We start from the raw sequence: 25748 nt of genomic DNA, 5'->3' as shown, positions 1-25748 counted from the left end.
GGCTGCGCCTGTTGCGCGGCCCCAACGGGGACATGTCCGATGGATATGGCGGTTATCGAACTATCGCGGCTGCAATTTGCTTTGACAGCCATGTACCACTTTCTTTTCGTTCCTTTGACACTTGGCCTCTCCTTCATGCTGGTCATTATGGAGAGTGTCTATGTCATAACCAAGCGGCCGATCTGGCGGGTGATCACCCGCTTCTGGGGGCGGCTTTTCGGCATCAACTTCGTGTTGGGCGTGGCCACGGGCCTGACCATGGAGTTCGAATTCGGCACCAACTGGGCCTATTACGCGCATTATGTGGGCGACATTTTCGGCGCCCCGCTGGCGATCGAGGGGCTGATGGCCTTTTTCCTCGAAGCCACGATGGTGGGCGTGATGTTCTTCGGCTGGGATCGGCTCAGCCGGGTTCAGCATCTTTTTGTCACCTTGCTGGTGGCGTTGGGCACCAATCTTTCGGCATTGTGGATCCTGATCGCCAATGGCTGGATGCAAAATCCGGTGGGGGCGGCCTTTAATCCCGAAACCATGCGGATGGAAGTGACCAGCTTTAAAGAGGTGCTGTTCAATCCCGTTGCGCAGGCCAAATTCGTCCATACGGTCAGCGCGGGCTATGTCTGCGCCGCCACATTCGTGATGGGCGTTTCGGCAATCTATCTGCTGCGCGGCAAATGGACCAATGTGGCGCGCCGCTCGATGATGGTGGCCTCGGCCTTTGGTCTGGCCTCGGCGCTCTCGGTGGTCGTGCTGGGCGACGAGAGCGGTTATGCGCTCACCGACAACCAGAAGATGAAGCTGGCCTCCATCGAGGCCATGTGGGAAACCGAACCCGCACCCGCCGCGATCACGCTGATCGGCCTGCCCGATGTGGCGGGGCGCACCACCCATGGCGCGATCAAGCTGCCCTATGTGATGGGCATCATCGGCACGCGCAGCCTGTCGGGCAAGATCGACGGGATCGAGGAACTGGTGTTGCGCGCCGATGAGCGCATTCACAGCGGGATCATCGCCTATGATGCGGTGGAGAAGCTGAAGCAGGATCGCGGCAATATCGCCGCCCGCGCCGCCTTTGAGGCGCATAAGCGCGACATCGGCTTTGCCTTGCTGCTCAAGCGCTATATGCCCGATCCGCGCCAGGCCAATGACGGTCAGATCCTGAAGGCGGCATGGGACACGGTGCCCAACGTGCCGGTGATGTTCTTCCTGTTTCGCGGGATGGCGGCGCTCGGCTTTGGCTTTATCGCCTTCTTTGCCATGGCCTTTTATTGCGCCTCGGCCTGCCGGTTTTCCAAGCGCTGGTTCCTCAAGATTGCGGTTTTCATGATTCCGCTGCCGTGGCTTGCGATCGAGGCGGGCTGGGTGCTGGCCGAAATCGGGCGGCAACCATGGGCGGTCGATGGCGTGCTGCCGACCTTCCTTGGCGCTTCCTCGCTGACCGTGCCGCAGATCTGGGCAACGATCATCGGCTTTACCGCGCTCTACGGCACGCTGGCCGTGATCGAGATCCGCCTGATGATCGCCGCGATCCGCAAAGGGCCGGAGGAACATCACGAACCCATGGCCGCCGCGCAGGGCTTTGCCCCGCTGCCCGCCGAATAAGGGGGAAGATCCATGCATATTCCGCTTGATTATGAAACGCTGCGGGTCATCTGGTGGGCGCTGCTGGGCGTTTTGCTGATCGGCTTTGCTCTCACCGACGGTTACGATCTGGGGGTGGGCGCGCTGCTGCCCTTTGTCGGGCGCAGCGACGAGGAGCGCCGTCTGGTTATCAACGCCATCGCGCCCCATTGGGAGGGCCATCAGGTGTGGTTCATCCTTGGCGGCGGCGCGATCTTTGCCGCATGGCCCTTTGTTTATGCGGTCAGCTTCTCCGGCTTCTACCTTGCCATGTTCCTCGTGCTGGCGGCGCTGATCCTGCGACCGGTGTCGTTCAAATATCGCTCGAAACATGCCGATGCAGGCTGGCGCAACCGCTGGGACTGGGCGCTGTTCGTGGGCGGGTTTGTGCCTGCGCTGGTGTTTGGCGTGGCGGTGGGCAATGTGCTGATCGGCGCGCCCTTCCGGCTCGATAGCGATCTGCGCATGACCTATGAAGGCTCGCTGCTTGGCCTGTTCACGCCCTTCACCCTGCTGACGGGCCTGCTCTCGGTGGCCATGCTGGCGCTGCATGGCGCGGGATGGCTGGCGGTCAAGATCGAGGAAGGGCCGGTGCTGGTCCGCGCCCGCGCCATCGCCCGGATTGCAGCGGTGGTGACGATCGCACTGTTCCTGATCGGCGGGCTGATGGTGGCGCGCGGGGGCATGGGCATGGCGATCAACGGCACGGTTGACACGCAAGGTCCGTCCAACCCGCTGCTCTCGGCCAGCGTGGCCGCGCCCGGCGCATGGCTGGGCAATTATCGCGCGCATCCATGGATGGTGCTGGCGCCGGTTCTGGGCCTTGTCGGGCCGCTGGTCGCGCTGGCGGGCATCACGGCGCGGCGGGGCTGGCTCAATCTGGCGGGCACGGCGCTGGCCACGACGGGTATTATCGCCACGGTGGGCTGCTCGATGTTTCCCTTCATCCTGCCGTCCTCGATCGATCCGCGCTCCAGCCTGACGGTGTGGAATGCCTCGTCCAGCCATATGACGCTGTTCATTATGCTGATCGTCACGGTCATCTTCCTGCCGGTGGTGCTGACCTATACGGCATGGGTGATGAAGATGCTGGGCGGGCGGATCACTCTGGGCGATGTGCGCTCGAACCCTGATTTCTACTAAAAAGGAACACACCATGTGGTATTTTACGTGGGTGCTGGGTCTGGGCCTTGCGGTGGGCTTTGGCATCATCAACGGGCTGTGGCACGAATTCAACTCGCCCATTGATGACGACCCTGCCGTCTGACCCAACGCTCTGACCCTGCGGTCTGATCACCCCTGTCAGACCCTGCGAGGCGACCCCGGCCCTTCCCGCCGGGGCCGCCTTTGCGTTTTACTTCACCAGCCTTGCCGATTGGACGACCATGGCAAACAGTGTGTTGAGCGCGGTCGAAACGCTGCCATCGGTCGAAACGGTCTGGAACAGATAGGTGCCGTCGGCATTCTGGCTGGCGCAGGCCTGCAACTGCTGCTGGATATAGGGTACGTTGTTGGCCGCCGTGCTGTTAAAGGTTGGGTGCAGCGTATAGTTGATCGTGGCGGGCAAATATTGCGTGTAAAGAATGGCAATGCGCGTGCCGGTCGCCTTGATCGCGTTGCATTGCGAGATATTGTTGGCGTTGAGCTGGGTTATGCCGTCGCCCGTATTGTCATCCTCCAGCCCGTCGGTCACCAATATCAGCACATTTTGCGGCGAGGCCTGTGTGCCGCTGCCCGATGTGCTGGGCATGGTCGATTGCATCCAGTTGAACATCGAGGTGAAATTGGTATCGGCATTGCCGGTGTAGGTGCTGAGCGAAGTCCAATAGGAATTGGCCGCCAGCAAAGGGGCCTGCGCGCCGAGATTGGGAAAGGTCTGTCCCTGAAGCGTGGCCACATCGGTCATCGTGCCGAAGGGCGAGGTGGAGAGCGGCGCCGGATTGCCCACGTTGAAGGTGAAGAACTGCATCTTGTAGATGGGCGGCACGCTGGCGGTCGCATATTGCTGTTCGACCTGATAGGCATATTGGATGACGCCTGCGGCAGCTTCGCCCTCGGCATCGGTGCGCAGCGTGATCGCCGACTGGCCCGGATTGACGATGCTGTAATTGCGCGCCAGCCACCAGCTGTCGGGGAAATTGACGCTGACCGTGGTGGTTTTCGAAGCGCCCGTGGGCAGATAGGTCAGATTGACCGGATTGGCCGCCGGATTATAGCCAGAGCAATAGGTGGCCGAGCCGCTGATCGAGCCTTTCGTGCCCAGCTTGGTGCCGTTATTGTCATAGACCGTGCCGTCGCAGGCCACCCGGTAAAAGGTGATGCTGCTGGAGGTGTTGTTGTTGAGATAGATCGGGCGCGAGCTGGAATCCACCACATAGGTGCCCGCGTTCCACTGATGCATGTTACTGGAATGACAGGCAAAGTCACAGCCATCGACGCGGCCGTAATAATATTGCTCGCCGTTCCAGCGCGCGCCTGCCGTCAGATTGGTGATCCCGGTGGTGGTGGTGGGCAAAAGCATCGAAGGCGAGGTGTCGAGCGCGATATAGAAATTGATGCTGGGCGGCTGGGATGCGCTGGCGCTGGCGCTGCCGTTGATGGGCAGGGTGGGGACATGCAGGATCGTGCTGAAAATATTGCTGGAACTGGCCGTATAGGTGATCTTGGCCAGGCGCAAGGTGCCAAGGCTGCCTGATTGGGTGCTGCTGATCGTCACGGTGCGGCTGATGCTGCTCAGCCCGCTCAGGCTGTTGACCTGCTGGTCGAACATGTTTTGTGCGGCAAGCTGGGCTGCCGCATCGGTCTGGTTCAGCATTTGCGGTACAACGGCGGCCAGCACCGCTGCATCCGCTGCCGCGTTCAGCTTGGTCTGCAACCTTTGCGCCCGGCTGTAATCCACGCCAAAGCCGGTGGCAAAAACCAGCGGGATGATGGCAAGCGCCGTCATCGCCATCACATTGCCCCGCCCGTCACGGCGCAGCGGGCCAAGAACCAGGCGCAGGGAGCGGGTCAGGGTTTGGAGGCGAAAGCTCATGGCGCGCGACCTATGGCAGGCGGGGAATCATATAGTCCTGATCGCTCAGCTTCGTGGTGGCGAGCGTGCCAAGACCGATGGGCGGGGTGTAGGCAAAGCTGATCTGGCCCAGAAAGAGATAGCCGCCGGCGGTGCCGACCATCACCTTGTTGGTCCCGTTGGTGGTGTTCTGACAGACATTCGAACCATCGGGCGAGGAGGGCACCATGGGCGCGGTGACCAGATTGGCCGGAATGGACACCACGCTCCCGGCGGTCAGCGAGGAGTTAACGGTGGCGCCGTTGGTCTGGGCCTGGCTCCACACGACATAGGCGTGGGTGGCATCGCACACGCGCAGATTGGTGATCTGCAGCGTGGTCTGGGCCGCAGGCATGGGCGTCATCACCAATTGGGCAGAGTTCATATAGGTGGTCAGCGTGGAGGCGGTGACGGTGCTGGAGGGTGACACATTGCGCCCCACCAGATCGGAAAGCGCGCGCGTGGCCACCGTGACCTTGCGCGAACAGGCGATCATGTCGGCCACCACATAGCCGCCGATGAACAGGATCAGCAGCACCGGCAGGGTAAAGGCAAATTCGATCAGCGCCGCCCCGTCGCGGCTGCGCGCCAGACGGTCTAGCATGAGGTCACCCCCGTGGCGCAGAGATAGCCCTCGACCGTCACCACAGAGGTGGCCACCAGCATCCGGTTGCCATTGGCCTGGTTAACGAAATTCAGCCCCAACGGCGCCGAAACCGTGGGCCACAGGTAGATGAGCTGAACGATCACCAGCGATTTCTGGGTGCCGCTGATCCCGCCGTTGGTGTTGGTGGTGCCTGCGCAATTGGATTGGCCATAGCCGGTGCCGGTGCTGGTCAGCGCGCCGTTGGTATAGGTGAAATTGGGCGTGGTGATGGTGGGCGTGGTGCAGGTGGCGGGCACGACCTGAACATTCACATAGAGCCGGTTGCAGGTCAGAAAGGGCGGCAGCGAGGCGGGATAGGTCACAGCCGCGCCGCTCGAATCCTTGCCCGAAATGCCGCTGCATACGGCGGTCTTGAAATCGGCGGCCTTCATGCCGGTATAGGCGCCGGTCCCGCTGCCCAGTTGCAGCGTCTGGGCCGAGCCGGTCAGGATCAGGCGCGAGGACGCCTCAACCGCCGTTTCCAGCCCTTCCTGCGCGAGATAGATCAGGGCGATATGCAGAATGGCCAGCAGCAAGGCGATGACGGCCGGAGCGACAAGAGCGAATTCAATCGTCGGCCCGCCCGATGCATCACGGCACACATCGCGGCACAAGCGCCGACAAAAGCGACGGGCAGAGCGCCCATCCGCCCATGCCCCGCCCAAGGCGTGACCAGATTCCAATACAACCGTCCCAAAGCTCTATGCGACCCTAGGTGTTTATATGGAATTTTTATTAAGAGAGTCTTTCGCCTGACCCGTCATGGCCATGCGGCCTAGGTGGCATGAAGGACGCCGCGATAGGAGGAATCCTCCAGCACATGCCCCGCGCCCAGCGCAACGCAATCGAGCGGATTGTCGGCCACCTTGACCGGCAGGCCGGTTTCCGATGCGATCAGACGGTCGAGATTGGCCAGCAGCGCCCCGCCGCCTGTCATGATGATCCCGCCGTCGATGATGTCGGCGGCGATTTCGGGCGGGGTGTTTTCCAGCGCGCTGCGCACCGCCGCCACGATCTGCCCCACCGGTTCGGCCAGCGCTTCGACGATTTCGGCTTGCGAGATCGTGATTTCGAGCGGCACGCCCCGGACCAGATCACGCCCTTTGACGATGGTTGTGGGCACCGGCCCTTCGGAAAGCTGCGCCGCGCCCAGTTGCAGCTTGACGCGCTCGGCGGTCGCCTCGCCGATCAGCAGATTATGGGTGCGCCGGACATAGGAGGCAATGGCATCGTCCATCCTGTCACCACCGACGCGCACCGACATCGACATGCTGATGCCGCCCGTGGCGATCACGCCCACCTCGGTCGTGCCGCCGCCGATATCGACCACCATCGAGCCGATCGGATGCGTGACGGGCAGATCGGCGCCGATGGCGGCAGCCATGGTTTCCTCGATCAGCCAGACCTTGCGCGCGCCCGCATTGGAGGCGGCATCACGGATCGCACGGCGCTCGACCGAGGTGGAGCCGGAGGGCACGCAGACGATGATTTCGGGGCTGCCGCGCATTCGGCCCCGTTGTTCCTGGGCCTTGCGGATGAAATGTTTGAGCATCTGTTCGGCCACATCAATATCGGAAATGACCCCGCTGCGCAGCGGGCGGACGGTGCGTATATTCTCGGGCGTGCGGCCCATCATCAGCTTGGCGTCATCGCCCACCGCCAGCACGCTGTGAACCCCTTGGATGGTCTGCAAGGCGACCACCGATGGTTCGGCGATGACCACGCCCCTGTTGCGCACATAGACCACCGTATTGGCCGTGCCGAGATCGATCGCCAAATCGGATGAGGCATAAGAAATCCGGTCAAATATGGACATGTCACCGCTCAGTTTTCAAAAAACCGGCAGGGAGCCTGCGCCAGATTAGCCGAATATGAACCGGGCGGGCAAAGTACGACACAAGCCCGCAGACGTAAGACCAACGCCCGTTTCGCCGCGCTCGGCACTATGGCGCAAGCCTTTGCCGGAGCCTGCGCGATAACGGGGGCTGTCCCATACCGCCGCCGCAGAGATTAGCATCACCACAACAACAATCCTTCACGCAATTGCCGTCTTATCATTGGGCCGGGACAGGCCCATTTGGCGCTCACACCCGCTGCCAACCACCGATGGTTCAACGGTTTTCCGCAGGATCGGAAGCCGGGCCAAAGGAAAACAAGAGACAGCGGGCGCAGGAGGAATATCATGAAGTCTGTCATCTATACTGCCGCTGCCGCTTTCGCTCTGGCCGCTGTTGCCGCCCCCGCTGCGGCCAATGCCCAGAGCTTTACCGGCCCCTTCGTCGGTGTGCAGGGCGGCTGGGAAGAAAATGACGTGCGCAACCCCGGCACGGCGCTTGGCGTGACCCCGCTGGCCCAGACCAGCGACACCGGCACGCTGGGTGTGTTCATGGGCTATGACCATGAAGTCTATCCCCGCATCGTGGTGGGCGCGCAGGCCGAAGTGAACTTTCCGATCAGCTCGCGCTTTGGCAACGGGCTGGCCTCGATCTCGCCCAAGCGTTCGGTCGATCTCTCGCTGCGCGCAGGCTATCTGGTGACGCCCAAGACGCTGGCCTATGTCCGCGGCGGCTATTCCAACGCGCTGGTCGGCGCGAATATCGGCAACATCCATGGTTCGGACGACCGCGATGGCTGGCTGCTGGGCGGCGGTGTTGAGCGCAAGCTGACCGACAAGGTCTCGGCCCGCGTCGAATACCGCTACAGCGACTTCAGCGAAGGCAACGGCCGGTTTGACCGCCACCAGATCTTCGCCGGTGTCGCCTACCGCTTCTAAGATGTAAGTTTCGGCCAAGGGTGTGTATGGCCCGGTTTCCCCTCCGGCCATCGCTCCATCCACCCCCCCCCAATCCCTTGGCCGCCATCACCGCGGACCAGCCCCGTCCGCTGGTCCGCGGGCTTTTTTGGGCCCGACCGAGATATTGGCCAGCGCGAAATCGATGAAACTGCGCACCGAAGGCAGGATTCCGCGCGGGGTGGGATAGACGATAAACAGGCTGTATTCCGGCGTGAACCAGTCGGGCAGCACCCGCATAAGATCGCCATCGGCCAGACGCCCGTCAACCAGCGGTTCGGGCAGCAGCGCAAGGCCAAGCCCCGAACAGGCCGCCTCGATCTGGATCTGAAGGTCGCCCGTCACCAGACGGGGCTGGAAATCCAGCTTGAAGGCCACATCTTCTTCATTGAGCATGGTCCAGCGGGCGCTTTCATCCACCATATCGGTATGGCGCGCGATGATCGGCAGATCGATCAGATCGGCCGGATCGCGCAGGGCCGGGTGCCGCTCAAGAAACCCCGGTTGTGCCACCAGTATGCGCCGGATCCGCCCGATCTCACGCGCGACAAGGCTGCTGGAATCGGGAAATTGCGCCTGCGCCGAGAGGATCACGTCGAAGCGGTCCTCCAACGGATGAAGTTGCCGGTCGGTGGATTCGATCACGACCGACACTTTGGGATGGGCCTCCAGATAGCGAGGGAGGATGGGGGCAAGGAAATTCTGCGAAATGATGACCGGACTGCCGATGCGGATGGTGCCCGAAGGCTCGCGCTGAAATTCCAGCACGCTTTCGCAGGCCACCCGCGCCCCGTCGATGACCAGCATGCAGCCTTCATAGAAACTCTTGCCCGCCTGCGTCAGCACGACGCTGCGGGTGGAGCGCTGAAGCAGGCGCACATGCAGCCGCTCCTCCAATGCTGCGACATGGCGGCTCAGCCGGGCCTTGTCGACGCCGGTGGCGCGCGATGCGGCGGTAAAACCGCCATGTTCGACCACTGCGGCAAAGAAGGCAAAATCGTTGAGATCCATCATGATGCGGGTCGGCCCCTTTAGAGCATCGGTGCAAATCGCCCGGCCGCGTTGAACGCAAAGCCATCATGCCGGACCGGATGACAAGGCCGATAAACCCATTCGATGCGCGGGGCCACCCGGCTTTTGCACTTTTCCCGTTCCGGCCCGGACCGGCGGCATTTCTGCCGTCATTTGGCAAATGGGGCCAATGTTAAGCCCCCGTTGAAGAAACATGAACTATGGGGCAGAACCATAGGACAGGGAATGGGAATGGCAGATTGCGGTTGAAAAACAAATTCACTATTCTAATATTCAGTCTTTACCCTTTGCCACAGACAGGATGGACCCGTGTCCGATACGCCCACCATCCATGACATCGCCAAATATGCGGGCGTATCGCTGGCCACCGTGTCGCGCGTGCTGCGCGAACCTGAAAAGGTGGCTCCGGTCCGGCGCAGCAAGGTGCGCGAGGCGATCGCCCATTTCAACTATGTGCCCAATGCCATGGCCCAGCAATTGCGGCAGCCGCGCTTTCGCACGATTTTGGTCATCATCCCGGACATATCCAATCTGTTCTTTGCCGAAGCGCTCAAGAATATCGAGAATGTGGCGCACCAGTTGGGCTGTCGAATCCTGATCGGTGAGACGCAGCGCAAACAGGAGCGGCTTGACCACTATGTCGAACTGCTCACCTCGCGGGTCGCAGATGGGCTGATCCTGTTCGGTTCGCTCCTGCCCGGCGTTCTGCGCGACAGTGTCGAGGCCGGATTGCCTTTGCCTTTTCCGCTGGTCCTGGCCGAGGGCAGCGTTCATGCCGCCAATTGCCCAAGGGTCAAGATCGACAATGTCCAAAGCGGCGAAATGGCGGTGCGGCACCTGATCGCCTCCGGGCGCAAGCGGATCGCGATGATTTCGGGGCCGCGGCCCTATACGGTCAGCATGGAACGGCTGGAAGGCTATCGCCGCGCTCTGGACGGGGCCGGGCTGGAGCAGCGGGGCGATTGGGTGGTGGAGGGCAATTTCTCGATGGAGTCGGGCTATGAGGCCATGGCGCAGTTGCTGACCTGCCCCGAACGGCCCGACGGCATATTTTGCGCCAGCGATGAAATGGCCATCGGGGCGCAGGCGGCCATCCGCGAAAAAGGGCTGCGCATGCCCGATGACATTGCGCTGATCGGCTTCGACGATATGCGCTTTGCCGCCTATGCCTCGCCGCCGCTGACCACGATCCGCCAGCCTGCCGCCCAAATGGGCGAGGCGGCCGTGCGGATGATGCAGGCGATCTTTCGCGGCGAGACCATCGAGCAGCCCACGATCATTCTGGACCACGAACTGGTCATCCGGGAGTCGGCCTGAACCGGAACCTTGCCAAGCGCCTTGACGATGGCGTGTGAAGCGGTCACCTGTATCGCCCCATTTGGCAGGATACAGGTCATGGTTTTCAAAGTTTTGCTCGGCTCGCTTGGTCTGGTGCTGGGGGCTTCATCGGCTATGGCCACACCCCTGTTGATCGGCACCTATACAGGGGGACAGAGCAAGGGGATCTATCTCTACAATTTCGATGACCGCACCGGCCATATCGACCCGCACCCGGCGCAGGTGACTGCGGCGGAGAACCCGTCTTGGCTGGTGCTTTCGACCGATCATCGCCTGCTCTATGCGGTGGATGAAAACGGCGAAGGCGGGCGTGATCCGGTCGGCCGCGCCTCGGCCTTTCGGATGGATCCGGCCAGCGGGCGACTGACCTTTATCAACCGCATGTCCTCGCTGGGCGCTGAACCCACCCATGCCGGTCTGAGCAAGGACGGGCGCTATCTGTTTGTGGCCAATTACGCGGTTTCGGCCGATCCGGGGGGCATTTTGTCGGTGCTGCCGGTGGGCAAGGGCGGGGCGCTGGAGCCGGTCACGCAGGTCAAGACCTATCGCGCCAGCATGGTCAATCCCGACCGTCAGGCCTCGCCCCATATCCATTCGGTGGTCTCGTCTCCTGATGGCCGTTTTGTCTTTGTGCAGGATCTGGGGGGCGACCGGGTCTATGCCTATCGCTATGATCCGGCGCGGCGCGAAACGCCCCTGTCGGCCCTGCGCGATCAGCCCTTTACCGAGATGCCCAAGGGATCGGGGCCGCGCCATCTGGTCTTTTCGCGCGATGGCCGCCATGCCTATGTCACGCTGGAGATGAGCGGGCAGGTGGCGGTGCTCGATCATGTCGATGGCCGCCTGACGCTGCGCCAGACGATCACGCTGGCGCCCGAAGGGTTTGCGGGCAAGGTGGGCGCGGCGGCGCTCCATTTCTCGCCCGACGGCCGTTTTCTCTCGGTCACCGATCGGGGCAGCGACAATCACCTGCTCAGCTTTAAGGTGTCGCCGGAGGACGGCTCGCTGCAACTGGTGGATCGCCGCGCGGTCGAGGGCGATGAACCGCGCGAATTCGCCTTTTCCCCCGATGGCCGCTTTGTCCTGATCGCCAATCAACGCAGCCATGGGATCAAGGTCTTTCGCCGCGATCCGGTCGGCGGCGCGGTGGGGCAAGAGGTCCAGACGCTGAACATCGATCAGGCGTCCGATATCAAGTTCGTGGCGCGTTGATGAAAGGAAATGACGAAATCTCGTCTTTGTGCCCGCCTTATTCAGCCGTAAGTCACAGTCAGGGTCGGATAAGGGGTTAACGGGTGGCGATTGTCCCGCCTTGGTCATGCTGCGCCGTGCGATAATAGAATCCGGCGCAGACTGGATGATGCCCTGCTGATGGAGGCGATCATGACGATGAACAAGAACCTCTTTCTCCTGCTGCTCGGCCTTGGCGCGCTGCCGCTGGCGGGTTGCGCGGATGATTATGCCTATGGCGGGCGGATGACCTATGGTCCGGGGCCCTATGCCTATAACGGCTGGTATGACGGCTATTACGGGCCGATCTATGACGGCTATTGGGGCAGCGACGGCTATTTCTATTATCGTCGCGGTCTGGGCGATCGGGTCTATATCCGGGGCGACCGCGGCCATTTCATGCGCGAAGCCCCGCGCGGGCCGCATAATTTCCAACCCTTCCACGGCTCCATGTCGCCCGGCCCCAGAGCCAGCATGCCGCATTTCCCGCATGGTGGCGGGGGCTGGGGCGGGGGCGGCCATCGCCACCGATAAGCCGCCTCGCATCGCCCATCCAGATCCAGCGCATCCCCTGTCGCTCGAACAGGGGATGCGCGGACGCGGTCGATGTCGGGGGGAATTGCCCTTCGCCGCTTAACCCAGATGCAGCGCGGCAATGACGCCCGCAAACACCAGATAGAGCAGTCCCATCCCCGCCAGCAGCCCGCGCGAGGCCTTGCCGCGCCGGAACACCAGAAACATGACAAGGATCGCCGCCATCGTCGCGCCTGCCGCCACCAGAAGCGGCGGCGTCAGCAGCCAGGGCGTGAAGAACAGGCCCAGTGCGGTGGGGATCGTCGCCTGGATCATCATCGCACCCGAAATATTGGCAAGCGCCAGCTTGTACTTGCCCTGACGCACCCAGATCACCGCATTCATCGTTTCGGGCAATTCCGTCGCGATCGGGCTGAAAAGCAGCGCCAGCAATTGCGGGCGCAGGCCCAGCGCCGGCCCCAGCGCCTCCAGTTGCCGCACGAAAGTCTGCGAGGCGACAAAGATCACCACCAGCGCCACCAGCACCTGAAAAACAGCCATGGCCGTGGCAGGAACCGCACGCCTGGGCTGGAATTTCAGCGGCTCGATACCCTCTTCGGCATCATCGCCTTCGCCGCCCAGCTCCTGACGGACATAGAGCGCGTAGGCCGCCAGAAACAGCACGCCCAGCCAAGGTTTCCACGCGAAGGCGATCAGGCCCAGCGTGATCTTGGCGGCAAAAATGGTCAGAAACCATCCCTGATCCTTGCTGAGATGGCGGAAAGTATGCGCCATTTCCGCCGAGCCCACCAGCCGCCGCCCCGTCAGCAGCAGCACCACGCCCACCGTGGCATAGGCAATGGTCGACAGCGCCAGCGGGCCGCCCAGCGCCGCCCCCACGCCCAGTTCCTTGGCTGCGGCCCCCGTGCCAAAGGCCACCGCCACCAGCGTCACCACGCTTTCGGGCAGGGCCGTGCCGAAGGCGGCCAGAATGGTGCCGGTCGCTTTCTGGCCGACGTCCATCTTTTCGCCGACCCATTCAACGCCATTCACGAAATATTCGCAGGCCAGATAGATCACGACAGCCGACCCAAGCAGCAGCGCGACAGTGATCGTCAAAGAAGACATGAACAAATTCCACGGGGCCGGAAATTGGACACATGAACCGGGCACGCACCCGACCCCGAGTGCATGCCGATCCATGGTCTCGCCGAACCGGAAAGGTCGCGCATGCCATGGCCGGGGCCAAGTTTGTTGACATACGCTCCGCTGAAAATGCGGATGGCTACTCCCCAAGGGATGAACGGCCTTTGGCGCCTGCCGGGCCGCATGTCAACCGAGGCGATGGCAAAGGCGCGACAATATCACCCTTGCCATATCCCCCCAGGGGGGATACTTGCAGGCCATGACCGACCTCACCGCCCTTATCGCCCAGGACGCCGCCCATGGCTGGCTCTTCATCCCCAGCGCCATTCTGCTGGGCGCGTTGCACGGGCTGGAGCCGGGCCATTCCAAGACCATGATGGCCGCCTTCATCATCGCGGTGAAGGGTACGGTGCGTCAGGCGGTGCTGCTGGGGCTGGCGGCCACGCTGTCGCATACGCTGGTGGTGTGGCTGGTGGCGATGGGAGGGATGTGGGCCTTTGGCTCCTTCCGGGCGGAGGATACCGAACCCTATTTCCAATTGGCCTCGGGCGCGGTGATTGTGGCGATGGCGGTCTGGATGATCTGGCGCGCGCGGGCCGATCTGCACGCGGCCCATGACCATGCGCATCATCACGGCCATGATCACCATCATGGACACGATCATCACCATGGCCATGATCACCACCACGGGCACCATCATCATCACGAGCCGAGTGAGGAAGAGATCCACGAACTCGAACTGGCCACCGGCGGCTATGTCGATGCCCATGAGGCGGCCCATGCCGAGGATATCCGCCGCCGCTTTGCGGGCCGATCGGTCACCACGGGCCAGATCGTGCTCTTTGGCCTGACGGGCGGGCTGGTGCCTTGCCCCGGCGCCATCACGGTGCTGATGCTCTGCCTGCAATTGCATCGGGTGGCGCTGGGCGCGGTGCTGGTAACGGGGTTCTCGGTTGGGCTGGCGCTGACGATGGTGGCATCAGGCGTGCTGGCCGCGCTCTCGCTGCGCCATCTGGAAAAACGCTGGAGCGGGTTTGGCGATGCGGTGCGCAAGGCGCCGCTGCTCTCAGGCGCGGTGATCCTGATCGTGGGGGCGGTGATTGCGCTTGACGGCGCGCGCCATCTGCTCTGAACCGGCGCGATGAGCCACGCCACCGACAAGGACCTGACCAACCGCCTCAAGCGCGCCAACGGTCACCTCGCCAGCATCATCGCGATGATCGAGGATAACCGCAGCGCGCTCGATGTGGCCCAGCAACTGGCCGCGGTGGTGGCGGCTCTGGACAAGGCCAAGAAGCGGCTGGTGGCCCATCATATCGAACATCACCTGACCGATACGCTGGGCGAGCTGACGCCGGAGCTGCGCGAGAAACTGGCGCAGCTGTCCGAACTGGCCAAGTATCTCTGAAGTTTACCAACGAGGACGCCAGCCCGGCCCGTCATCGCCATGGGCGGCGCTTTCCATCCACTGGCCGATCCGGTCATAGCGCCAGCCAATCTCGCGCACCGAACGGACATCACCCTCGGAGCATTCATGGCGCTGGCGGCCCTCCAGTCCGTCGATGGCGGCGTGGATGCGATTGGCGGTGCCGGGGTCGATATCGCCTTCATCCACCTCGTGATCCAGCCGGTTTTCCAGCCCTTGGGCGCGCTGGCCCGAACAGATGAAACGCATCATCCGTTCTGTCCCGTCATCCTGCCAGCCCGCCGCATAGGGCGGAGCGCTGTTGCCAATATAGACGCCCCAGCTTTGCGCCTGGGCGCTGCCCGCCATCATCAGGCCCGCCCCGATGGCCATGGCTTCGATCCAATGCCGCATGTCATTTCTCCCGTAACGGCGATGTGCCGCTGGGGTGGTTTTAGCGAAGGCAGACTTCCGACAATCTGAATACAATTGTCGTAAAATATTCAGCTTGAAGCCCTTGCGGCTCGCCTTATCCCAAACGCATCAACAGATCGGTCAGCATCGGGCGCAGACGGCGGATTTCCTCGCGATGGGTCGCGCTCAACCCCTCCAGCGCCTCGCGCGCCCTGTCGGTCAGGATCAGCAGGGCCTGACGCCGATCCTGCGGCGAGGGCGCGCGCATCAGCCAGCCCTGCGTTTCCAGCCGGTCGACCAGCCCGCTGGCGCTGTGGGGTTTGAGGATCAGCCTTTCGGCCACATAGCCGATGGTCGCCCCGCCCTCGGGCGCGGCGCGGATCGCCAGCAGGGCCTGATGCTGTTGCGGCGTCAGGCCGAAACCGGCCGCCTTGTCCTCGCTGAACACCAGAAACTGGCGCAGCGTATGCCGGAATTGCGCCAGCAGCGCGTAATCGGATTCCTCCAGTTCGGCCATGGCGTTTCCTCTTCTTGATTTATATCGCACTACGATATATTTGCGCGGCGCACAATCCGGAGCCATCTATGACCGTTGCCCCTTTGCCGCCATCCCATTTCGCTCCTGATCTGCCCAATCTGCGCGATCATACCGCCGATCATCGCATGGTGGTGCTGGCGCTGGCCGCGCTGGTGGTGGGCGCAGGGGGCGCGGCGGGGGCATGGGTGCTGCTGCGGCTGATCGCTCTGGCCACCAATCTGTTCTGGTATGGGCGTATCTCGCTCGATCCGGCCACCATGGCCGCCGGGACTGCGCCAATGTCGATCGTGATGATGCCGGTGCTGGGCAGTGTCATCGTCGGGCTGATGGCGCGCTATGGTTCAGAAAAGATCCGAGGCCACGGCATTCCCGAGGCCATCGAAACCATCCTCTATGGCGAGAGTCGCCTCTCGCTCAAGGTCGCCATTCTCAAGCCCCTGTCCTCGGCCATTTCCATCGGCAGCGGCGGCCCTTTTGGCGCGGAAGGGCCGATCATCATGACCGGCGGCGCTATCGGCTCGCTCTTTGCTCAGCGCTTTCATCTGACCGCTGCCGAGCGCAAGACGCTGCTGGTGTCGGGCGCGGCGGCGGGGATGACGGCGATTTTCGGCACGCCGCTGGCCGCGGTCCTGTTGGCGGTCGAAGTGCTGCTGTTCGAATGGAAACCGCGCAGCTTTGTGCCGGTGGTGCTGGCCTGTCTGGTTGCCCACGTGCTGCGCGGGGTCTGGCTTGGCGCGGGGCCGATGTTCCCGGCCAATCTGGCGATGCCGGTCGGGTTCTGGGCGCTTGCGGCGGCGTTGGGGCTGGGGCTGTTGCAGGGCGGGATGGCGGGTGTGCTCTCCAGCGTGCTTTACCGTGTGGAGGATGGATTTCATCGCCTGCCGGTGCATTGGATGTGGTGGCCCGCCATCGGTGGCCTGGTGGTCGGGCTGGGAGCGCTGATCGACCCGCGCGTGCTGGGGGCGGGTTATGCCAATATTCAGGCGCTGCTGGATGGCGCGATGGGCGCGCGGGCGATTGGGTTGCTGTTGATCGTCAAGGCCGCTGTCTGGCTGGTGGCTCTTGGATCGGGCACATCGGGCGGGGTGCTGGCGCCCCTGCTGATGCTGGGCGGGGCCTTGGGCGCGCTGGCGGGCCTGTGGCTGCCGGGGGGCGAGGGCGTCTGGGCGATGATCGGCATGGCCGGGATCATGAGCGGGGCGATGCGTGCGCCCTTGACTGGTGCCTTGTTCGCGGCTGAACTGACCGGGCATTTCGAGGCGCTGCCCCTAACGATGGCCTGCGCCATCGGCGCCTATGGGGTCAGCGTGCTGGTAATGCGCCGCTCGATCCTGACCGAAAAGATCGCGCGGCGCGGCCGCCATATCCGTCAGGAATACAGCGTCGATCCGCTCGAACTGTTTCAGGTCGAACGGATCATGACCCCCGCACCCCAGACCATGGCCGACACCACGCTGGTCTCCGAGGCCCTGGCCTTCTTTGCCGACGGGGCCTGGCATCGCAGCTATCCGGTGGTCAATGCCGCAGGCGGCCTTGTCGGTATGGTCTCGCGCGAGGATGCGCTGAACTGGCAAAGCGGCGGAATGGAGCCAGACCTGTGCCTGCGCGATGTCCTTTCGGATGCCTCCTCGCGCTATGTCTGGCCGCAAACGCCGATTGGCGCGCTGGCCGACCTCATTCTGGAAACGGGCAAGGGGCGCATTCCCGTGCTGTCCCCCGCCGATGGCCGGGTGGTCGGCATGGTCACGCGCCACGATCTGTTAAAAGCGCGCCAAGCCGCCCGCGCCGATGAGGTCGTGCGCGCCTGATCTATTTCGCGGCCACCGCGAACTGGTCATAGGCCTCCACGGCCTGCGCCGCATACATCAGGCTTGGCCCGGCGCCCATATAGACGGCAAGGCCCATGGCATCCATCACCTCTTCGCGGGTGGCGCCATGTTTGAGCGCGGCCTGCGCATGAAAGGCCACGCAGCCATCGCAGCGGATCGCCACGGCAATGCCCAGCGCGATCAGTTCCTTGGTCTTGCTGTCCAACGCGCCATTGGCAGTGGCGGCGCTGGCCATGGCGGAGAAATTCTTCATCACATCGGGCGCGCCGATGCGCACTTCCTTGATCGCCCCCGACAGATCCTTGGCCATCTGCGGCCAGTCCTTGTTCATGGTAAACCTCCTTTACGGCGCCAGCGCGCCCGCCAGTGCATTAAGCTGCCATGCCGCGAGCAGGCGTTGCCCCTCGGCCTCGATCTTGCCTGCATCGGCCGCTGTGGCCTCACGCTCGGCGTCCAGTACGGCCAGCGTGGGTTTGGCTCCAACCTTGGCCTCCAGTTGCACGCTGCGCAGCGCCTCGGCGGCGGCGGCGGCGCGCAACGTGCCCGCTTCGACCATGCGCTGGGCGGTTTTCAGCCCGGTCCATGCCGAAATGACGGCGGTGTCGATCTGTTGGCGCGCGTCGCGGGCGCGGGCCTCGCTGGCGTCCAGCACGGCATCGGCCTCATGGATCTTGGCCGCCGTGCGCCCGCCCGCCCAAAGGGTCCAACGGCCCCGGACCCCCACGGCCATCGCATCGGCGCGGTAATCGGGAAAGAACTGGTCGCGGGTGCGCGTCGCCTCGGCAAAGGCGCCGATGGTGGGCAGGCTTTCCGCCCGCGCGCCGCGTACACCCGCCCGCGCGATGTCGATGCCCTTTTCCGCCTGCGCCAGCGCCGGATTGGCGCGATGAGCGCTCTCCATGGCCTCGTCCAGCGTGGGCGGCGTGGCGGGCAGAGGCGGGAGAGGGGCCAGATCGCCAGCCTCATGCCCGGTGGCGCGTGCATATTGCGCCTCGGCAGTGATGCGGCGGCCCTGTGTGGCGGCAAGGCCTGCCTCGCCCTCGGCCCGGCGCGCGGTGGCGGCGGCAAGGTCGGAGGCCGGGATCTCGCCCGCCCGAAAACGCAATTTGGCCTGCCGCTCGACCTCGGCCAGCTCGGCCGACAATTGCTGAAACCGCGCCTCGATCCGGCGGGCCGTCAGCACTTCGGCATAGGCGGCCACCGCGCCCACCATGATGCGTGATCGCGCATCAGCCAGAGCCAGATCGGCCATCGCCTTGCCGCCCTTCGCCTGATCGATGGCGGCGGCCACGCGGCCTCCGGCATAGAGCGGCATTTCCGCCCCCGCCCGCAGCGCCAGAGGCGTCACATTGCGCGCGGTAAAGCCAAAGAAGCCGCCATTGTCGATGCGTCCGGCGCCGATCTGCCCTTCGACACTGAGCATTGGATTGCCCTGCGCGCGCGCGCCGTCCAGCCGCGCCTTGGCCTCGGCCTGCCCCGCCTGCGCCTCGGCCAGAGCGGGGGCATGGGCCAAAGCATCGGCAATGGTCGCGTTAAGGTCATTGGCCTGCGCCGCATTGGCCCATGCCGGAGCCGCCGCCAGCAGCGGCAGCAGTATGAGTAAGCGGCGCATGGCCCGATCCTCTTACTTGAACGTCGTGCCCGGCTTGACGCCCATCGCGCGAAACAGCATCGCGGCCGGGCAAAAACCGGTCACGCTGGCCTGAAGCATATTGGCCCCGGCAAACATGGTCAGGTAAATCCATGCCGGGTTAATGAAGTGGGCGGCCAGAGCGCTGGCCAGAACGACCGTGCCGGCAAAACGCATCACAGCAGTATCAAGTGTCATCGCACGCTCTCCTTGGTTGTTTCTTTTAATTTGCTGATCCCCAGCACGTTGAGCGCGAGCTTTTCGTAAAGTGGCTCGCTGGTGCCGGAGCGGACTTTGTGGAGGAAGTATTTCTCAAAGCCGACCTTGGCCAGATGGACCCATTTGCCATGCGAGGACCAGTTGACATTGCGCGGCGGGATCTGGGGCTGGGCGACAAAGGCCACGCCGCCGTCGCCGAAATCGGCCAGACAGACCGCGTTCCAGCTTGGCACCTCGTCCGGCTCGCGCCCGTCCAGTTCGGACGCGATATTATGGGCCACCGCCGTCACCATGCTTTCAATCATAAAGCCGGTCTTGGGCACGCCCACCGGCACCGGGGTCGGCCCGATCGGCGGGATCGCCACGCAGACGCCCAGCGAATAGATGTTTTTGAAAGTCGGGTTGCGCTGATGCCGGTCGGCCAGAATGAAGCCGCGCGGGTTGGTCAGGCCCTCGATGCCGTGCACCGCCTTGACGCCCCGAAACGCGGGCAGCAGCATCGAATAGCCAAAGGGCAGGTCATGCGCCTTTTTGACCGCGCCATCCTCGCCCACTTCCTCGACATGCATCATGCCCGGTTCGATGCCGGTGACGCGCGCATTGGTGATCCATTTGATGTGCCGCTCGCGCATCTCGCTTTCCAGCAGGCCCTTGGTGTCGCCCACGCCGTCAAGGCCGAGGTGGCCGATATAGGGCTCGCTGGTGACAAAGGTCATGGGCACGCGGTCGCGGATCTTGCGGCGGCGCAGCTCGGTGTCCAGGATCAGCGCGAATTCATAGGCCGGGCCGAAACAGGACGCCCCCTGCGCCGCGCCCACGACGATGGGTTTGGGGTCGGCGCAAAAGGCGTCGAAGGCATCGGCGGCATGGGCCGCATGGTCGGTGCGGCATACCGAAACGGTATGACCCTCAGGCCCGAAACCGGGGATCTCGTCAAAGGCCAGTTCCGGCCCGGTGGCGATCACCAGCCAGTCATAGGTCAGGCTGGTCCCGTCGCGCAGATCGACCCGCTGATCCTGCGGATGCACGCGCAGCGCGCCCACGCTGGTAAAGCCGATCCCCTTTTTCGCCATCACCGGCGCCAGCGGGACCCGGATCGCTTCGGGCTCGCGCCAGCGCACCGCCACCCATGGGTTGGAGGGCACGAACCAGTAGTCCTCGCTGTCGGAAATGACAGTGACTTCGGCGCGGCCCTTGGTGGCATCGCGGATTTCATAGGCGGCGATCGTGCCTCCAAGACCCGCGCCCAGCACGAGAATTCGGGGCAATGAAGTTCCGGGCAAGGACATGGTTCTGCTCTCCCAATGTGGTGCGGGCCCAGTGATTTGCGGATTGTCGGGGCGGCGTCGGAAGTGTGCCGCCTTCAATCTTGCTTGACTAATATTATATTTGCAGCATATACGCAAGTAGTGTTTTTACCGGGCCATCCCGCCCGCGCCACAAGGATGCAACGTCATGATCTTCGGCTTTGGAAATTCGGCCCAGCACCGGGAAGTCAACGCGCATGAACTGGCCAACATGCTGGCCGCGAATCAGGCGATGGTGGTCGACGTGCGCGAAGCCGACGAGTTTGCCGGCGGGCATATCCCCGGCTCGATCAACATGCCGCTCTCGGCCTTTCAGCCCAGCCGCCTGCCCGACAGCGGGGGGCGGCAACTGGTGCTGACCTGTCTGGGCGGTAAGCGGTCGGGCATGGCGCTGGACAAATGCGCCGCCGCGCAGGCCAGCGTCGACACCCATCTGGCGGGCGGTTTTGGCGCATGGGCCAAGGCCGGTCTGCCGATCGAGCGCTGAAGAAAAAGGGGAGAGGGCCGATGCGTGGATGGTTGGCAATGGGCATGCTGATGGCGGCGCCCTTGGCGGGATGCGGCGCGGACAAATCCGCGCCCGAGGCGATCACGGCCCCGGCCGGTCCGCGCCTGACGGTCAAGGCCGCCGATGCGCCCGACTGGCAAAGCGTATCGGCCGAAGTGACCAGTCAGGATCAGGCGCAGGTGCTGGCGCGCATTCCCGGCGTCCTCTCCTCCCTGTCGGTGCGGGCGGGCGACCATGTGCGCAAAGGGCAGGTGATCGGCCGCATCACCGATAATCAGCTGGCCTATCAATCCGCCGCCTATGGCGCGCAGGCCGCCGCCGCCCAGGCGCAGGCCGTGCAGGCCCATGCCGAATTGGAAAGGGTGCAATTTCTGGCCGCCAACGGTGTCTATGCCAAGGCGAGGCTGGAACAGGCCGAAGCCGGCGCACAGGCCGCCAGCGCCCAGACCGCCGCGGCCCGCGCCCAGCAGGCCAGCATCCGCGCAATCGCGGGCAATGGCGCGGTGATCGCGCCCGCCGATGGCCGCGTGCTGCGCGCCGATGTGCCCGCGGGCGCGCCGGTGGCGCCGGGCATGGTGGTGGCGGTGGTGACCTCGGGGCCGGTGGTCCTGCGGCTCGACATGCCCGAAGCGCTGGCCGCCAGAATCCGCCCCGGCGCCAAGGTGCGCGCCGAAGGCATGAATGGCGCCGTCACCCGCATCTATCCGGCGGTGCAGGCCGGGCAGGTCAGCGCCGATGTCGCCCTGTCGGGGCTGGACGCCGCGTTGATCGGGCGGCGCGTGGCCGCGCAGGTCGAGGCGGGAACCCATCGCGCGCTCATCGTGCCGCGCGCCTTCATTTCCACGCGCTATGGTCTGGATTACGCCACCGTGATCGGCCCCAAGGGCGCGGTCTCGCAGGTGCCGGTGCAGACCGCGCCTGCCTCCGATGGCATGGTTGAAATTCTATCCGGCGTCCGGGATGGCGATGTGCTGGCCGGCGTCGATCAGGGAGCGGGGCGATGAATCCGGGCCTTTCGGGTCGCATCACGCGGGCCACCATCGCCTCGCCCCTGACCCCGCTGTTTCTGCTGGCCGCAATCCTTGTCGGGCTGATCGCTACGGTGACGATCCCGCGCGAGGAAGAGCCGCAGATCAAGGTGCCGATGGTCGATATCCGCGTTGCCGCGCCGGGCCTCTCGGCGGCGGACGGGGTGGAACTGGCGGGCAAGCCGCTGGAGCAGATCGTCAAGAGCATCGACGGCGTCGAACATGTCTATACGCAGGCCGAAGATCACGGCGTGATGGTCACGGCCCGCTTTGCCGTAGGGCAGGACCCCGAGGCGGCGGCCACCCGCGTGGATGAAAAGATCAAGGCCAATATCGACAAGATCCCGGCAGGCGTTCTGCCGCCCCAGATCACGGTGCGCGGCATTTCGGATGTCCCCATCCTTGTCCTGACCCTGACGCCCAAGGGCGCAGGCTGGGATGAGCGCAGCCTCTATACGCTGGCGACCAAGCTGCGGACCGAAGTGGCCAAGGTGGATGATGTGGGCCTGACCTTCATCACCGGGGGCCAGCGCGAGGCGATCCGCATCATCCCCGATCCGGCCAGGCTGAGCGCCGCCCATGTGCCCCTGTCTTCGGTCATGGAGGCGGTGCGGCAGGGCGGACGGTCCTTTCCGGCCGGTACAGTGCGCGAGGACGGGGCGGCGCTGGCCGTGACCGCCGGGACGCCGCTGGCCAGCGCCGATGAACTGCGCCGCCTGATGGTGCGCTCATCGGGCGGGGCGCCGGTGCTGCTGGGCGATGTGGCGCGGGTCGAACAGGGCGCGGCGCAGGATCAGGCCCATAGCTGGCGCTGGGCGCGCGAGGGGGCGGGCTGGTCGATGGCGCCTGCGGTTTCGATCGCCATCGCCAAGCGCAACGGGGCCAATGCGGTCAATGTCTCGCAGGCCGTGGTGGCGCGGGTCGAGGCGCTCAAGGGCGGGCTGATCCAGGCGGGCGTGGCGGTCAATGTCACGCGCAATTATGGCGAAAGCGCGGATGAAAAGGCCAATGAGCTGATTTTCCATCTGGCGCTGGCCACGGTGTCGATCGTTATCCTGATCGGCTTTGCCATTGGCTGGCGCGAAGCGGGGGTGACAGCGATTGTCATTCCCACCACGATCATGTTGACCATGTTTGCAAGCCGCATCATGGGTTTTTCGATCAACCGCGTCAGTCTTTTTGCGTTGATCTTTTCCATCGGCATTCTGGTCGATGACGCGATTGTGATGATCGAGAATATCGCGCGCCATTGGGGAATGGACGATGGCCGGTCGCGCCAGCAGGCCGCCATTGACGCCGTGGCCGAGGTGGGCAATCCCACGATCATCGCCACGCTGACGGTGGTGGCCGCGCTGTTGCCGATGCTGTTCGTTTCGGGGCTGATGGGGCCTTATATGGCGCCCATTCCGATCAATGCCAGCGCGGCGATGGTGTTTTCCTTCTTTGTTGCGGTAGTGATCGCGCCATGGCTGATGATCCGCTTTGCGCGCGGGGCGCTGGCCCATGGTCATGAGGCCGAGGGCGGCGGGCGTCTGGGGGCGATCTATGCCCGCTATGCCACGCGCGTCATCGCCACACGGGGGAGCGCCAAGCGCTTCCTGTGGGGTGTTGGCGCGGCCACGCTGGTGGCCTGCTCGATGTTCTATTTCAAGGCAGTGACGGTCAAGCTGCTGCCCTTTGACAATAAGAGCGAAGTGCAGATGGTCCTCGACCTGCCCGAAGGCACGTCGCTGGAGACGACCGGGCGCATTGCCGAACAGGCCGCCGCCATCGCCCGCCAGATCCCCGAGGTTTCGGCCATGGAACTCTATACGGGGACCGCCGCGCCTTTCAATTTCAACGGATTGGTGCGCCATTATTTCCTGCGCTCCCGACCCGAAATGGGCGATGTGATGGTCACGCTGGCCCCCAAGGGCGAGCGCAGCCGGTCGAGCCATGCCATTGCCGTGGACCTGCGCGAGCGGCTGCGCGCGGTGGCCTTGCCCAAGGGCGGCGTCATCAAGGTGGTCGAAACGCCGCCCGGACCGCCGGTGCTGGCCACCTTGCTGGCCGAGGTTTACGGGCCGGATGAAGCCACGCGGCAGAAAACCGCGTTGGTGCTGGAACAGATCTTCCGCTCGGTGCCCTTCATCGTCGACACCGACAACAGCTTTGGCGAGGCGCGGCCCACCCTGCGGCTGGTGCCCGACCGCGACCGGATCGACCATTACGGGGTGTCCAGCGGTCAGGTGCTGGATTCCATCGGCGCGCTGATGGGCGGACAGACATTGGCCTATGTGCCGCGCGGGGCGGACCGCGATCCCTTGCCGGTGGAAATCGGGCTGGATCAGGCGCAACGCCAATGGTCGGGTGTGCTGGCTGCAACGCCCGTTGCCGCCGCGCCCACCGGGCAATTGCTCAGCCTGGGCGAGGTGGTGGACGCGCGGCGCGAGGTCGGCGGGCAGGCGATTTTCCGCCGCGACGGGCGGGGCGCGACCATGGTGATGGCCGATATGGCGGGCCGATATGAAGCGCCGATCTATGGCCTGCTCGCGGTGGATCGGGCGGTGGAGGCCTATGACTGGGCCGGGCATGGCATGGTCAAGCCCGCCATCCTGATGCATGGCCAGCCCGACGATGAAAGCCGCCCCTCGATCCTGTGGGACGGCGAATGGGAGATCACCTGGGTGACGTTCCGCGACATGGGCGGAGCCTTCATGGTGGCGCTGTTGGCGATCTATGTGCTGGTGGTCGGGCAATTCGGCAGTTTCAAGCTGCCGCTGGTGATCCTGACGCCCGTGCCGCTGACGCTGATCGGAATTGTGGCGGGGCATATGCTGTTTGGCGCGCCCTTTACGGCCACCTCGATGATTGGCTTTATCGCGCTGGCCGGGATCATCGTGCGCAACTCGATCCTGCTGGTCGACTTCATCCGCCACACCGCCGCGCCGGGCAAGAGTCTGCGGCAGGTGCTGATCGAGGCGGGGCGCATCCGCGTCAAACCTATCGCGCTGACGGCGGCGGCGGCCATGATCGGGGCCAGCGTGATCCTGACCGATCCGATCTTTCAGGGGCTGGCGATCTCGCTGCTGTTTGGTCTGGCATCCTCGACACTGCTGACGCTTTTGGTGATCCCGGCGATCTATGTGGTCTTGCGCGATGATGGCGTTCCTCTTGCCGAGGAGGCGGTATGAAACCATCCGACCTTTCGGAACTCAAACTTCATGCCGCGCATATGGCCGGGCGGCTCAAGGTGATGAGCCACCCGGAACGCCTTTTGATGCTGTGCCGGATGGACGAGGGCGAGGTGAGCGTCAACGAACTGGTGGCGATCACCGGCCTGTCGCAATCGGGGGTGTCGCAGCATCTGGCCATGCTGCGCGCCGAGGATGTCGTTCATGTCCGCATCGAGGCGCAGACGCGCTGGTATCGGCTGAAGGACCCGGTGATCTCGGGCGTGATCCATGCGATGTGCGCGCTGTGCGAGGGCGGGGCGCTGGGTTCCTGTGTGCCGCCCCATTGA

General features: G+C 64.1%; 26 protein-coding genes and 1 riboswitch. Of the genes, 14 read left to right on the top strand and 12 right to left on the bottom strand.

The features are described 5' to 3' along the window. The first annotated feature begins 39 nt into the window (after positions 1-39). The 3 genes from PQ457_RS18275 to cydX are packed head-to-tail and all read left to right on the top strand — an operon-like array spanning position 40 to position 2887. Positions 40-1602: a cytochrome ubiquinol oxidase subunit I gene (locus PQ457_RS18275; protein WP_273620281.1), complete on the top strand. Its 1563-nt coding sequence runs from the start codon at positions 40-42 to the stop codon at positions 1600-1602. Positions 1603-1614: 12 nt separating this feature from the next. Further along, positions 1615-2763, top strand: coding sequence for a cytochrome d ubiquinol oxidase subunit II (gene cydB / locus PQ457_RS18270; RefSeq protein WP_273620280.1), 1149 nt, complete (start codon positions 1615-1617; stop codon positions 2761-2763). Between the two features lie 13 nt (positions 2764-2776). After that, on the top strand, positions 2777-2887 hold the full coding sequence (gene cydX, locus PQ457_RS18265; protein WP_084391181.1) for a cytochrome bd-I oxidase subunit CydX: 111 nt from the start codon (positions 2777-2779) through the stop codon (positions 2885-2887). 87 nt (positions 2888-2974) lie between these two features. Here cydX and PQ457_RS18260 read toward each other — a convergent pair whose 3' ends face one another. From PQ457_RS18260 to PQ457_RS18245, 4 genes are all read right to left on the bottom strand, one after another. After that, positions 2975-4654 carry a TadE/TadG family type IV pilus assembly protein gene (locus tag PQ457_RS18260; protein WP_273620279.1) on the bottom strand — a complete coding sequence of 560 codons (1680 nt, stop codon included), beginning with the start codon at positions 4652-4654 and terminating at the stop codon, positions 2975-2977. 10 nt (positions 4655-4664) lie between these two features. Continuing rightward, positions 4665-5276, bottom strand: coding sequence for a TadE/TadG family type IV pilus assembly protein (locus PQ457_RS18255; protein ID WP_273620278.1), 612 nt, complete (start codon positions 5274-5276; stop codon positions 4665-4667). Then, entirely contained in the window at positions 5270-5920 is a 651-nt protein-coding gene (locus PQ457_RS18250; protein ID WP_273620277.1) for a TadE/TadG family type IV pilus assembly protein, read from the bottom strand. The genes PQ457_RS18255 and PQ457_RS18250 overlap by 7 nt, the downstream gene beginning before the upstream one ends. Before the next feature lie 173 nt (positions 5921-6093). Next, on the bottom strand, positions 6094-7134 hold the full coding sequence (locus PQ457_RS18245; protein ID WP_273620276.1) for a rod shape-determining protein: 1041 nt from the start codon (positions 7132-7134) through the stop codon (positions 6094-6096). A gap of 366 nt (positions 7135-7500) precedes the next feature. On the opposite strand from PQ457_RS18245, the gene PQ457_RS18240 reads away from it, so the two are divergent. Next, positions 7501-8091 carry an outer membrane protein gene (locus PQ457_RS18240; protein WP_273620275.1) on the top strand — a complete coding sequence of 197 codons (591 nt, stop codon included), beginning with the start codon at positions 7501-7503 and terminating at the stop codon, positions 8089-8091. A gap of 87 nt (positions 8092-8178) precedes the next feature. Here the strand turns inward: PQ457_RS18240 and PQ457_RS18235 are convergent, their stop codons facing one another. Then, complete coding sequence (locus tag PQ457_RS18235; RefSeq protein ID WP_273620274.1) at positions 8179-9123, bottom strand: LysR substrate-binding domain-containing protein; 945 nt, start codon at positions 9121-9123, stop codon at positions 8179-8181. 327 nt (positions 9124-9450) lie between these two features. Here PQ457_RS18235 and PQ457_RS18230 point away from each other — a divergent pair, with 327 nt between their 5' ends. The 3 genes from PQ457_RS18230 (at position 9451) to PQ457_RS18220 (ending at position 12243) form a co-directional block, all read left to right on the top strand. After that, positions 9451-10458, top strand: a complete 1008-nt coding sequence (locus PQ457_RS18230) for a LacI family DNA-binding transcriptional regulator (protein ID WP_273620273.1) — start codon at positions 9451-9453, stop codon at positions 10456-10458. Positions 10459-10536: 78 nt separating this feature from the next. Then, entirely contained in the window at positions 10537-11691 is a 1155-nt protein-coding gene (locus tag PQ457_RS18225) for a lactonase family protein (RefSeq protein ID WP_273620272.1), read from the top strand. A gap of 171 nt (positions 11692-11862) precedes the next feature. Beyond that, complete coding sequence (locus tag PQ457_RS18220; RefSeq protein WP_273620271.1) at positions 11863-12243, top strand: hypothetical protein; 381 nt, start codon at positions 11863-11865, stop codon at positions 12241-12243. Between the two features lie 99 nt (positions 12244-12342). Here the strand turns inward: PQ457_RS18220 and PQ457_RS18215 are convergent, their stop codons facing one another. Next, entirely contained in the window at positions 12343-13341 is a 999-nt protein-coding gene (locus PQ457_RS18215) for a sodium:calcium antiporter (protein WP_273620395.1), read from the bottom strand. A 15-nt stretch (positions 13342-13356) separates the two neighbouring features. Then, a riboswitch (yybP-ykoY riboswitch) is annotated at positions 13357-13521 on the bottom strand. Positions 13522-13627: 106 nt separating this feature from the next. Between PQ457_RS18215 and PQ457_RS18210 the strand changes: the two genes are divergently transcribed. Together PQ457_RS18210 and PQ457_RS18205 are read left to right on the top strand one after the other, a co-directional pair. Next, on the top strand, positions 13628-14500 hold the full coding sequence (locus PQ457_RS18210; protein ID WP_273620270.1) for a nickel/cobalt efflux transporter: 873 nt from the start codon (positions 13628-13630) through the stop codon (positions 14498-14500). A 9-nt stretch (positions 14501-14509) separates the two neighbouring features. Next, positions 14510-14776 carry a metal-sensing transcriptional repressor gene (locus tag PQ457_RS18205; protein ID WP_273620269.1) on the top strand — a complete coding sequence of 89 codons (267 nt, stop codon included), beginning with the start codon at positions 14510-14512 and terminating at the stop codon, positions 14774-14776. A 3-nt stretch (positions 14777-14779) separates the two neighbouring features. On the opposite strand, the gene PQ457_RS18200 is transcribed toward PQ457_RS18205, so the two are convergent. After that, positions 14780-15187: a histidine kinase gene (locus PQ457_RS18200; RefSeq protein WP_273620268.1), complete on the bottom strand. Its 408-nt coding sequence runs from the start codon at positions 15185-15187 to the stop codon at positions 14780-14782. Positions 15188-15302: 115 nt separating this feature from the next. Then, the gene (locus PQ457_RS18195; RefSeq protein ID WP_273620267.1) at positions 15303-15704 is read right to left on the bottom strand and encodes a MarR family winged helix-turn-helix transcriptional regulator; all 402 of its coding nucleotides are present in this window, start codon (positions 15702-15704) and stop codon (positions 15303-15305) included. A 68-nt stretch (positions 15705-15772) separates the two neighbouring features. Here PQ457_RS18195 and PQ457_RS18190 point away from each other — a divergent pair, with 68 nt between their 5' ends. Continuing rightward, positions 15773-17533, top strand: a complete 1761-nt coding sequence (locus PQ457_RS18190; RefSeq protein WP_273620266.1) for a chloride channel protein — start codon at positions 15773-15775, stop codon at positions 17531-17533. A 1-nt stretch (position 17534) separates the two neighbouring features. On the opposite strand, the gene PQ457_RS18185 is transcribed toward PQ457_RS18190, so the two are convergent. From PQ457_RS18185 to PQ457_RS18170, 4 genes are read right to left on the bottom strand one after another with little or no spacing between them, the layout of a single operon-like run. Then, a complete protein-coding gene (locus PQ457_RS18185; protein ID WP_273620265.1) occupies positions 17535-17885 on the bottom strand; it encodes a carboxymuconolactone decarboxylase family protein in 351 nt (116 codons plus the stop codon). Between the two features lie 12 nt (positions 17886-17897). Further along, the gene (locus PQ457_RS18180) at positions 17898-19166 is read right to left on the bottom strand and encodes a TolC family protein (protein ID WP_273620264.1); all 1269 of its coding nucleotides are present in this window, start codon (positions 19164-19166) and stop codon (positions 17898-17900) included. Between the two features lie 12 nt (positions 19167-19178). Then, positions 19179-19382 (bottom strand): YgaP family membrane protein, encoded by a 204-nt coding sequence (locus tag PQ457_RS18175; protein WP_273620263.1) that lies wholly within the window; start codon positions 19380-19382, stop codon positions 19179-19181. Next, positions 19379-20692 (bottom strand): NAD(P)/FAD-dependent oxidoreductase, encoded by a 1314-nt coding sequence (locus tag PQ457_RS18170; protein WP_273620262.1) that lies wholly within the window; start codon positions 20690-20692, stop codon positions 19379-19381. Before PQ457_RS18170 ends, PQ457_RS18175 begins: the two co-directional genes overlap by 4 nt. A 166-nt stretch (positions 20693-20858) precedes the next feature. On the opposite strand from PQ457_RS18170, the gene PQ457_RS18165 reads away from it, so the two are divergent. Genes PQ457_RS18165 through PQ457_RS18150 form a run of 4 tightly spaced genes read left to right on the top strand, consistent with a single transcriptional unit; the run spans position 20859 to position 25748 of the window. After that, a complete protein-coding gene (locus PQ457_RS18165; protein ID WP_273620261.1) occupies positions 20859-21197 on the top strand; it encodes a rhodanese-like domain-containing protein in 339 nt (112 codons plus the stop codon). Positions 21198-21217: 20 nt separating this feature from the next. Beyond that, positions 21218-22222, top strand: coding sequence for an efflux RND transporter periplasmic adaptor subunit (locus PQ457_RS18160; protein ID WP_273620260.1), 1005 nt, complete (start codon positions 21218-21220; stop codon positions 22220-22222). Further along, positions 22219-25419: an efflux RND transporter permease subunit gene (locus PQ457_RS18155; protein WP_273620259.1), complete on the top strand. Its 3201-nt coding sequence runs from the start codon at positions 22219-22221 to the stop codon at positions 25417-25419. The genes PQ457_RS18160 and PQ457_RS18155 overlap by 4 nt, the downstream gene beginning before the upstream one ends. Beyond that, positions 25416-25748, top strand: a complete 333-nt coding sequence (locus tag PQ457_RS18150; RefSeq protein ID WP_273620258.1) for an ArsR/SmtB family transcription factor — start codon at positions 25416-25418, stop codon at positions 25746-25748. Before PQ457_RS18155 ends, PQ457_RS18150 begins: the two co-directional genes overlap by 4 nt.

Origin of the sequence: Novosphingobium humi (genome assembly GCF_028607105.1) — a bacterium.
Taxonomy (GTDB): Bacteria; Pseudomonadota; Alphaproteobacteria; order Sphingomonadales; family Sphingomonadaceae; genus Novosphingobium; species Novosphingobium humi.
This window is presented reverse-complemented; position numbering and strand designations above follow the sequence as displayed.

Coding starts and splice junctions, on each gene's coding strand:
- PQ457_RS18190 (WP_273620266.1), top strand. CDS start 15,773: ATGACCGTTGCCCCTTTGCCGCCATCCCATTTCGCTCCTGATCTGCCC.
- PQ457_RS18210 (WP_273620270.1), top strand. CDS start 13,628: ATGACCGACCTCACCGCCCTTATCGCCCAGGACGCCGCCCATGGCTGG.
- PQ457_RS18150 (WP_273620258.1), top strand. CDS start 25,416: ATGAAACCATCCGACCTTTCGGAACTCAAACTTCATGCCGCGCATATG.
- PQ457_RS18235 (WP_273620274.1), bottom strand. CDS start 9,123: ATGATGGATCTCAACGATTTTGCCTTCTTTGCCGCAGTGGTCGAACAT.
- PQ457_RS18220 (WP_273620271.1), top strand. CDS start 11,863: ATGACGATGAACAAGAACCTCTTTCTCCTGCTGCTCGGCCTTGGCGCG.
- cydX (WP_084391181.1), top strand. CDS start 2,777: ATGTGGTATTTTACGTGGGTGCTGGGTCTGGGCCTTGCGGTGGGCTTT.
- PQ457_RS18175 (WP_273620263.1), bottom strand. CDS start 19,382: ATGACACTTGATACTGCTGTGATGCGTTTTGCCGGCACGGTCGTTCTG.
- PQ457_RS18255 (WP_273620278.1), bottom strand. CDS start 5,276: ATGCTAGACCGTCTGGCGCGCAGCCGCGACGGGGCGGCGCTGATCGAA.
- PQ457_RS18200 (WP_273620268.1), bottom strand. CDS start 15,187: ATGCGGCATTGGATCGAAGCCATGGCCATCGGGGCGGGCCTGATGATG.
- PQ457_RS18165 (WP_273620261.1), top strand. CDS start 20,859: ATGATCTTCGGCTTTGGAAATTCGGCCCAGCACCGGGAAGTCAACGCG.
- PQ457_RS18160 (WP_273620260.1), top strand. CDS start 21,218: ATGCGTGGATGGTTGGCAATGGGCATGCTGATGGCGGCGCCCTTGGCG.
- PQ457_RS18205 (WP_273620269.1), top strand. CDS start 14,510: ATGAGCCACGCCACCGACAAGGACCTGACCAACCGCCTCAAGCGCGCC.
- PQ457_RS18275 (WP_273620281.1), top strand. CDS start 40: ATGGATATGGCGGTTATCGAACTATCGCGGCTGCAATTTGCTTTGACA.
- cydB (WP_273620280.1), top strand. CDS start 1,615: ATGCATATTCCGCTTGATTATGAAACGCTGCGGGTCATCTGGTGGGCG.
- PQ457_RS18155 (WP_273620259.1), top strand. CDS start 22,219: ATGAATCCGGGCCTTTCGGGTCGCATCACGCGGGCCACCATCGCCTCG.
- PQ457_RS18240 (WP_273620275.1), top strand. CDS start 7,501: ATGAAGTCTGTCATCTATACTGCCGCTGCCGCTTTCGCTCTGGCCGCT.
- PQ457_RS18260 (WP_273620279.1), bottom strand. CDS start 4,654: ATGAGCTTTCGCCTCCAAACCCTGACCCGCTCCCTGCGCCTGGTTCTT.
- PQ457_RS18170 (WP_273620262.1), bottom strand. CDS start 20,692: ATGTCCTTGCCCGGAACTTCATTGCCCCGAATTCTCGTGCTGGGCGCG.
- PQ457_RS18225 (WP_273620272.1), top strand. CDS start 10,537: ATGGTTTTCAAAGTTTTGCTCGGCTCGCTTGGTCTGGTGCTGGGGGCT.
- PQ457_RS18180 (WP_273620264.1), bottom strand. CDS start 19,166: ATGCGCCGCTTACTCATACTGCTGCCGCTGCTGGCGGCGGCTCCGGCA.
- PQ457_RS18185 (WP_273620265.1), bottom strand. CDS start 17,885: ATGAACAAGGACTGGCCGCAGATGGCCAAGGATCTGTCGGGGGCGATC.
- PQ457_RS18245 (WP_273620276.1), bottom strand. CDS start 7,134: ATGTCCATATTTGACCGGATTTCTTATGCCTCATCCGATTTGGCGATC.
- PQ457_RS18195 (WP_273620267.1), bottom strand. CDS start 15,704: ATGGCCGAACTGGAGGAATCCGATTACGCGCTGCTGGCGCAATTCCGG.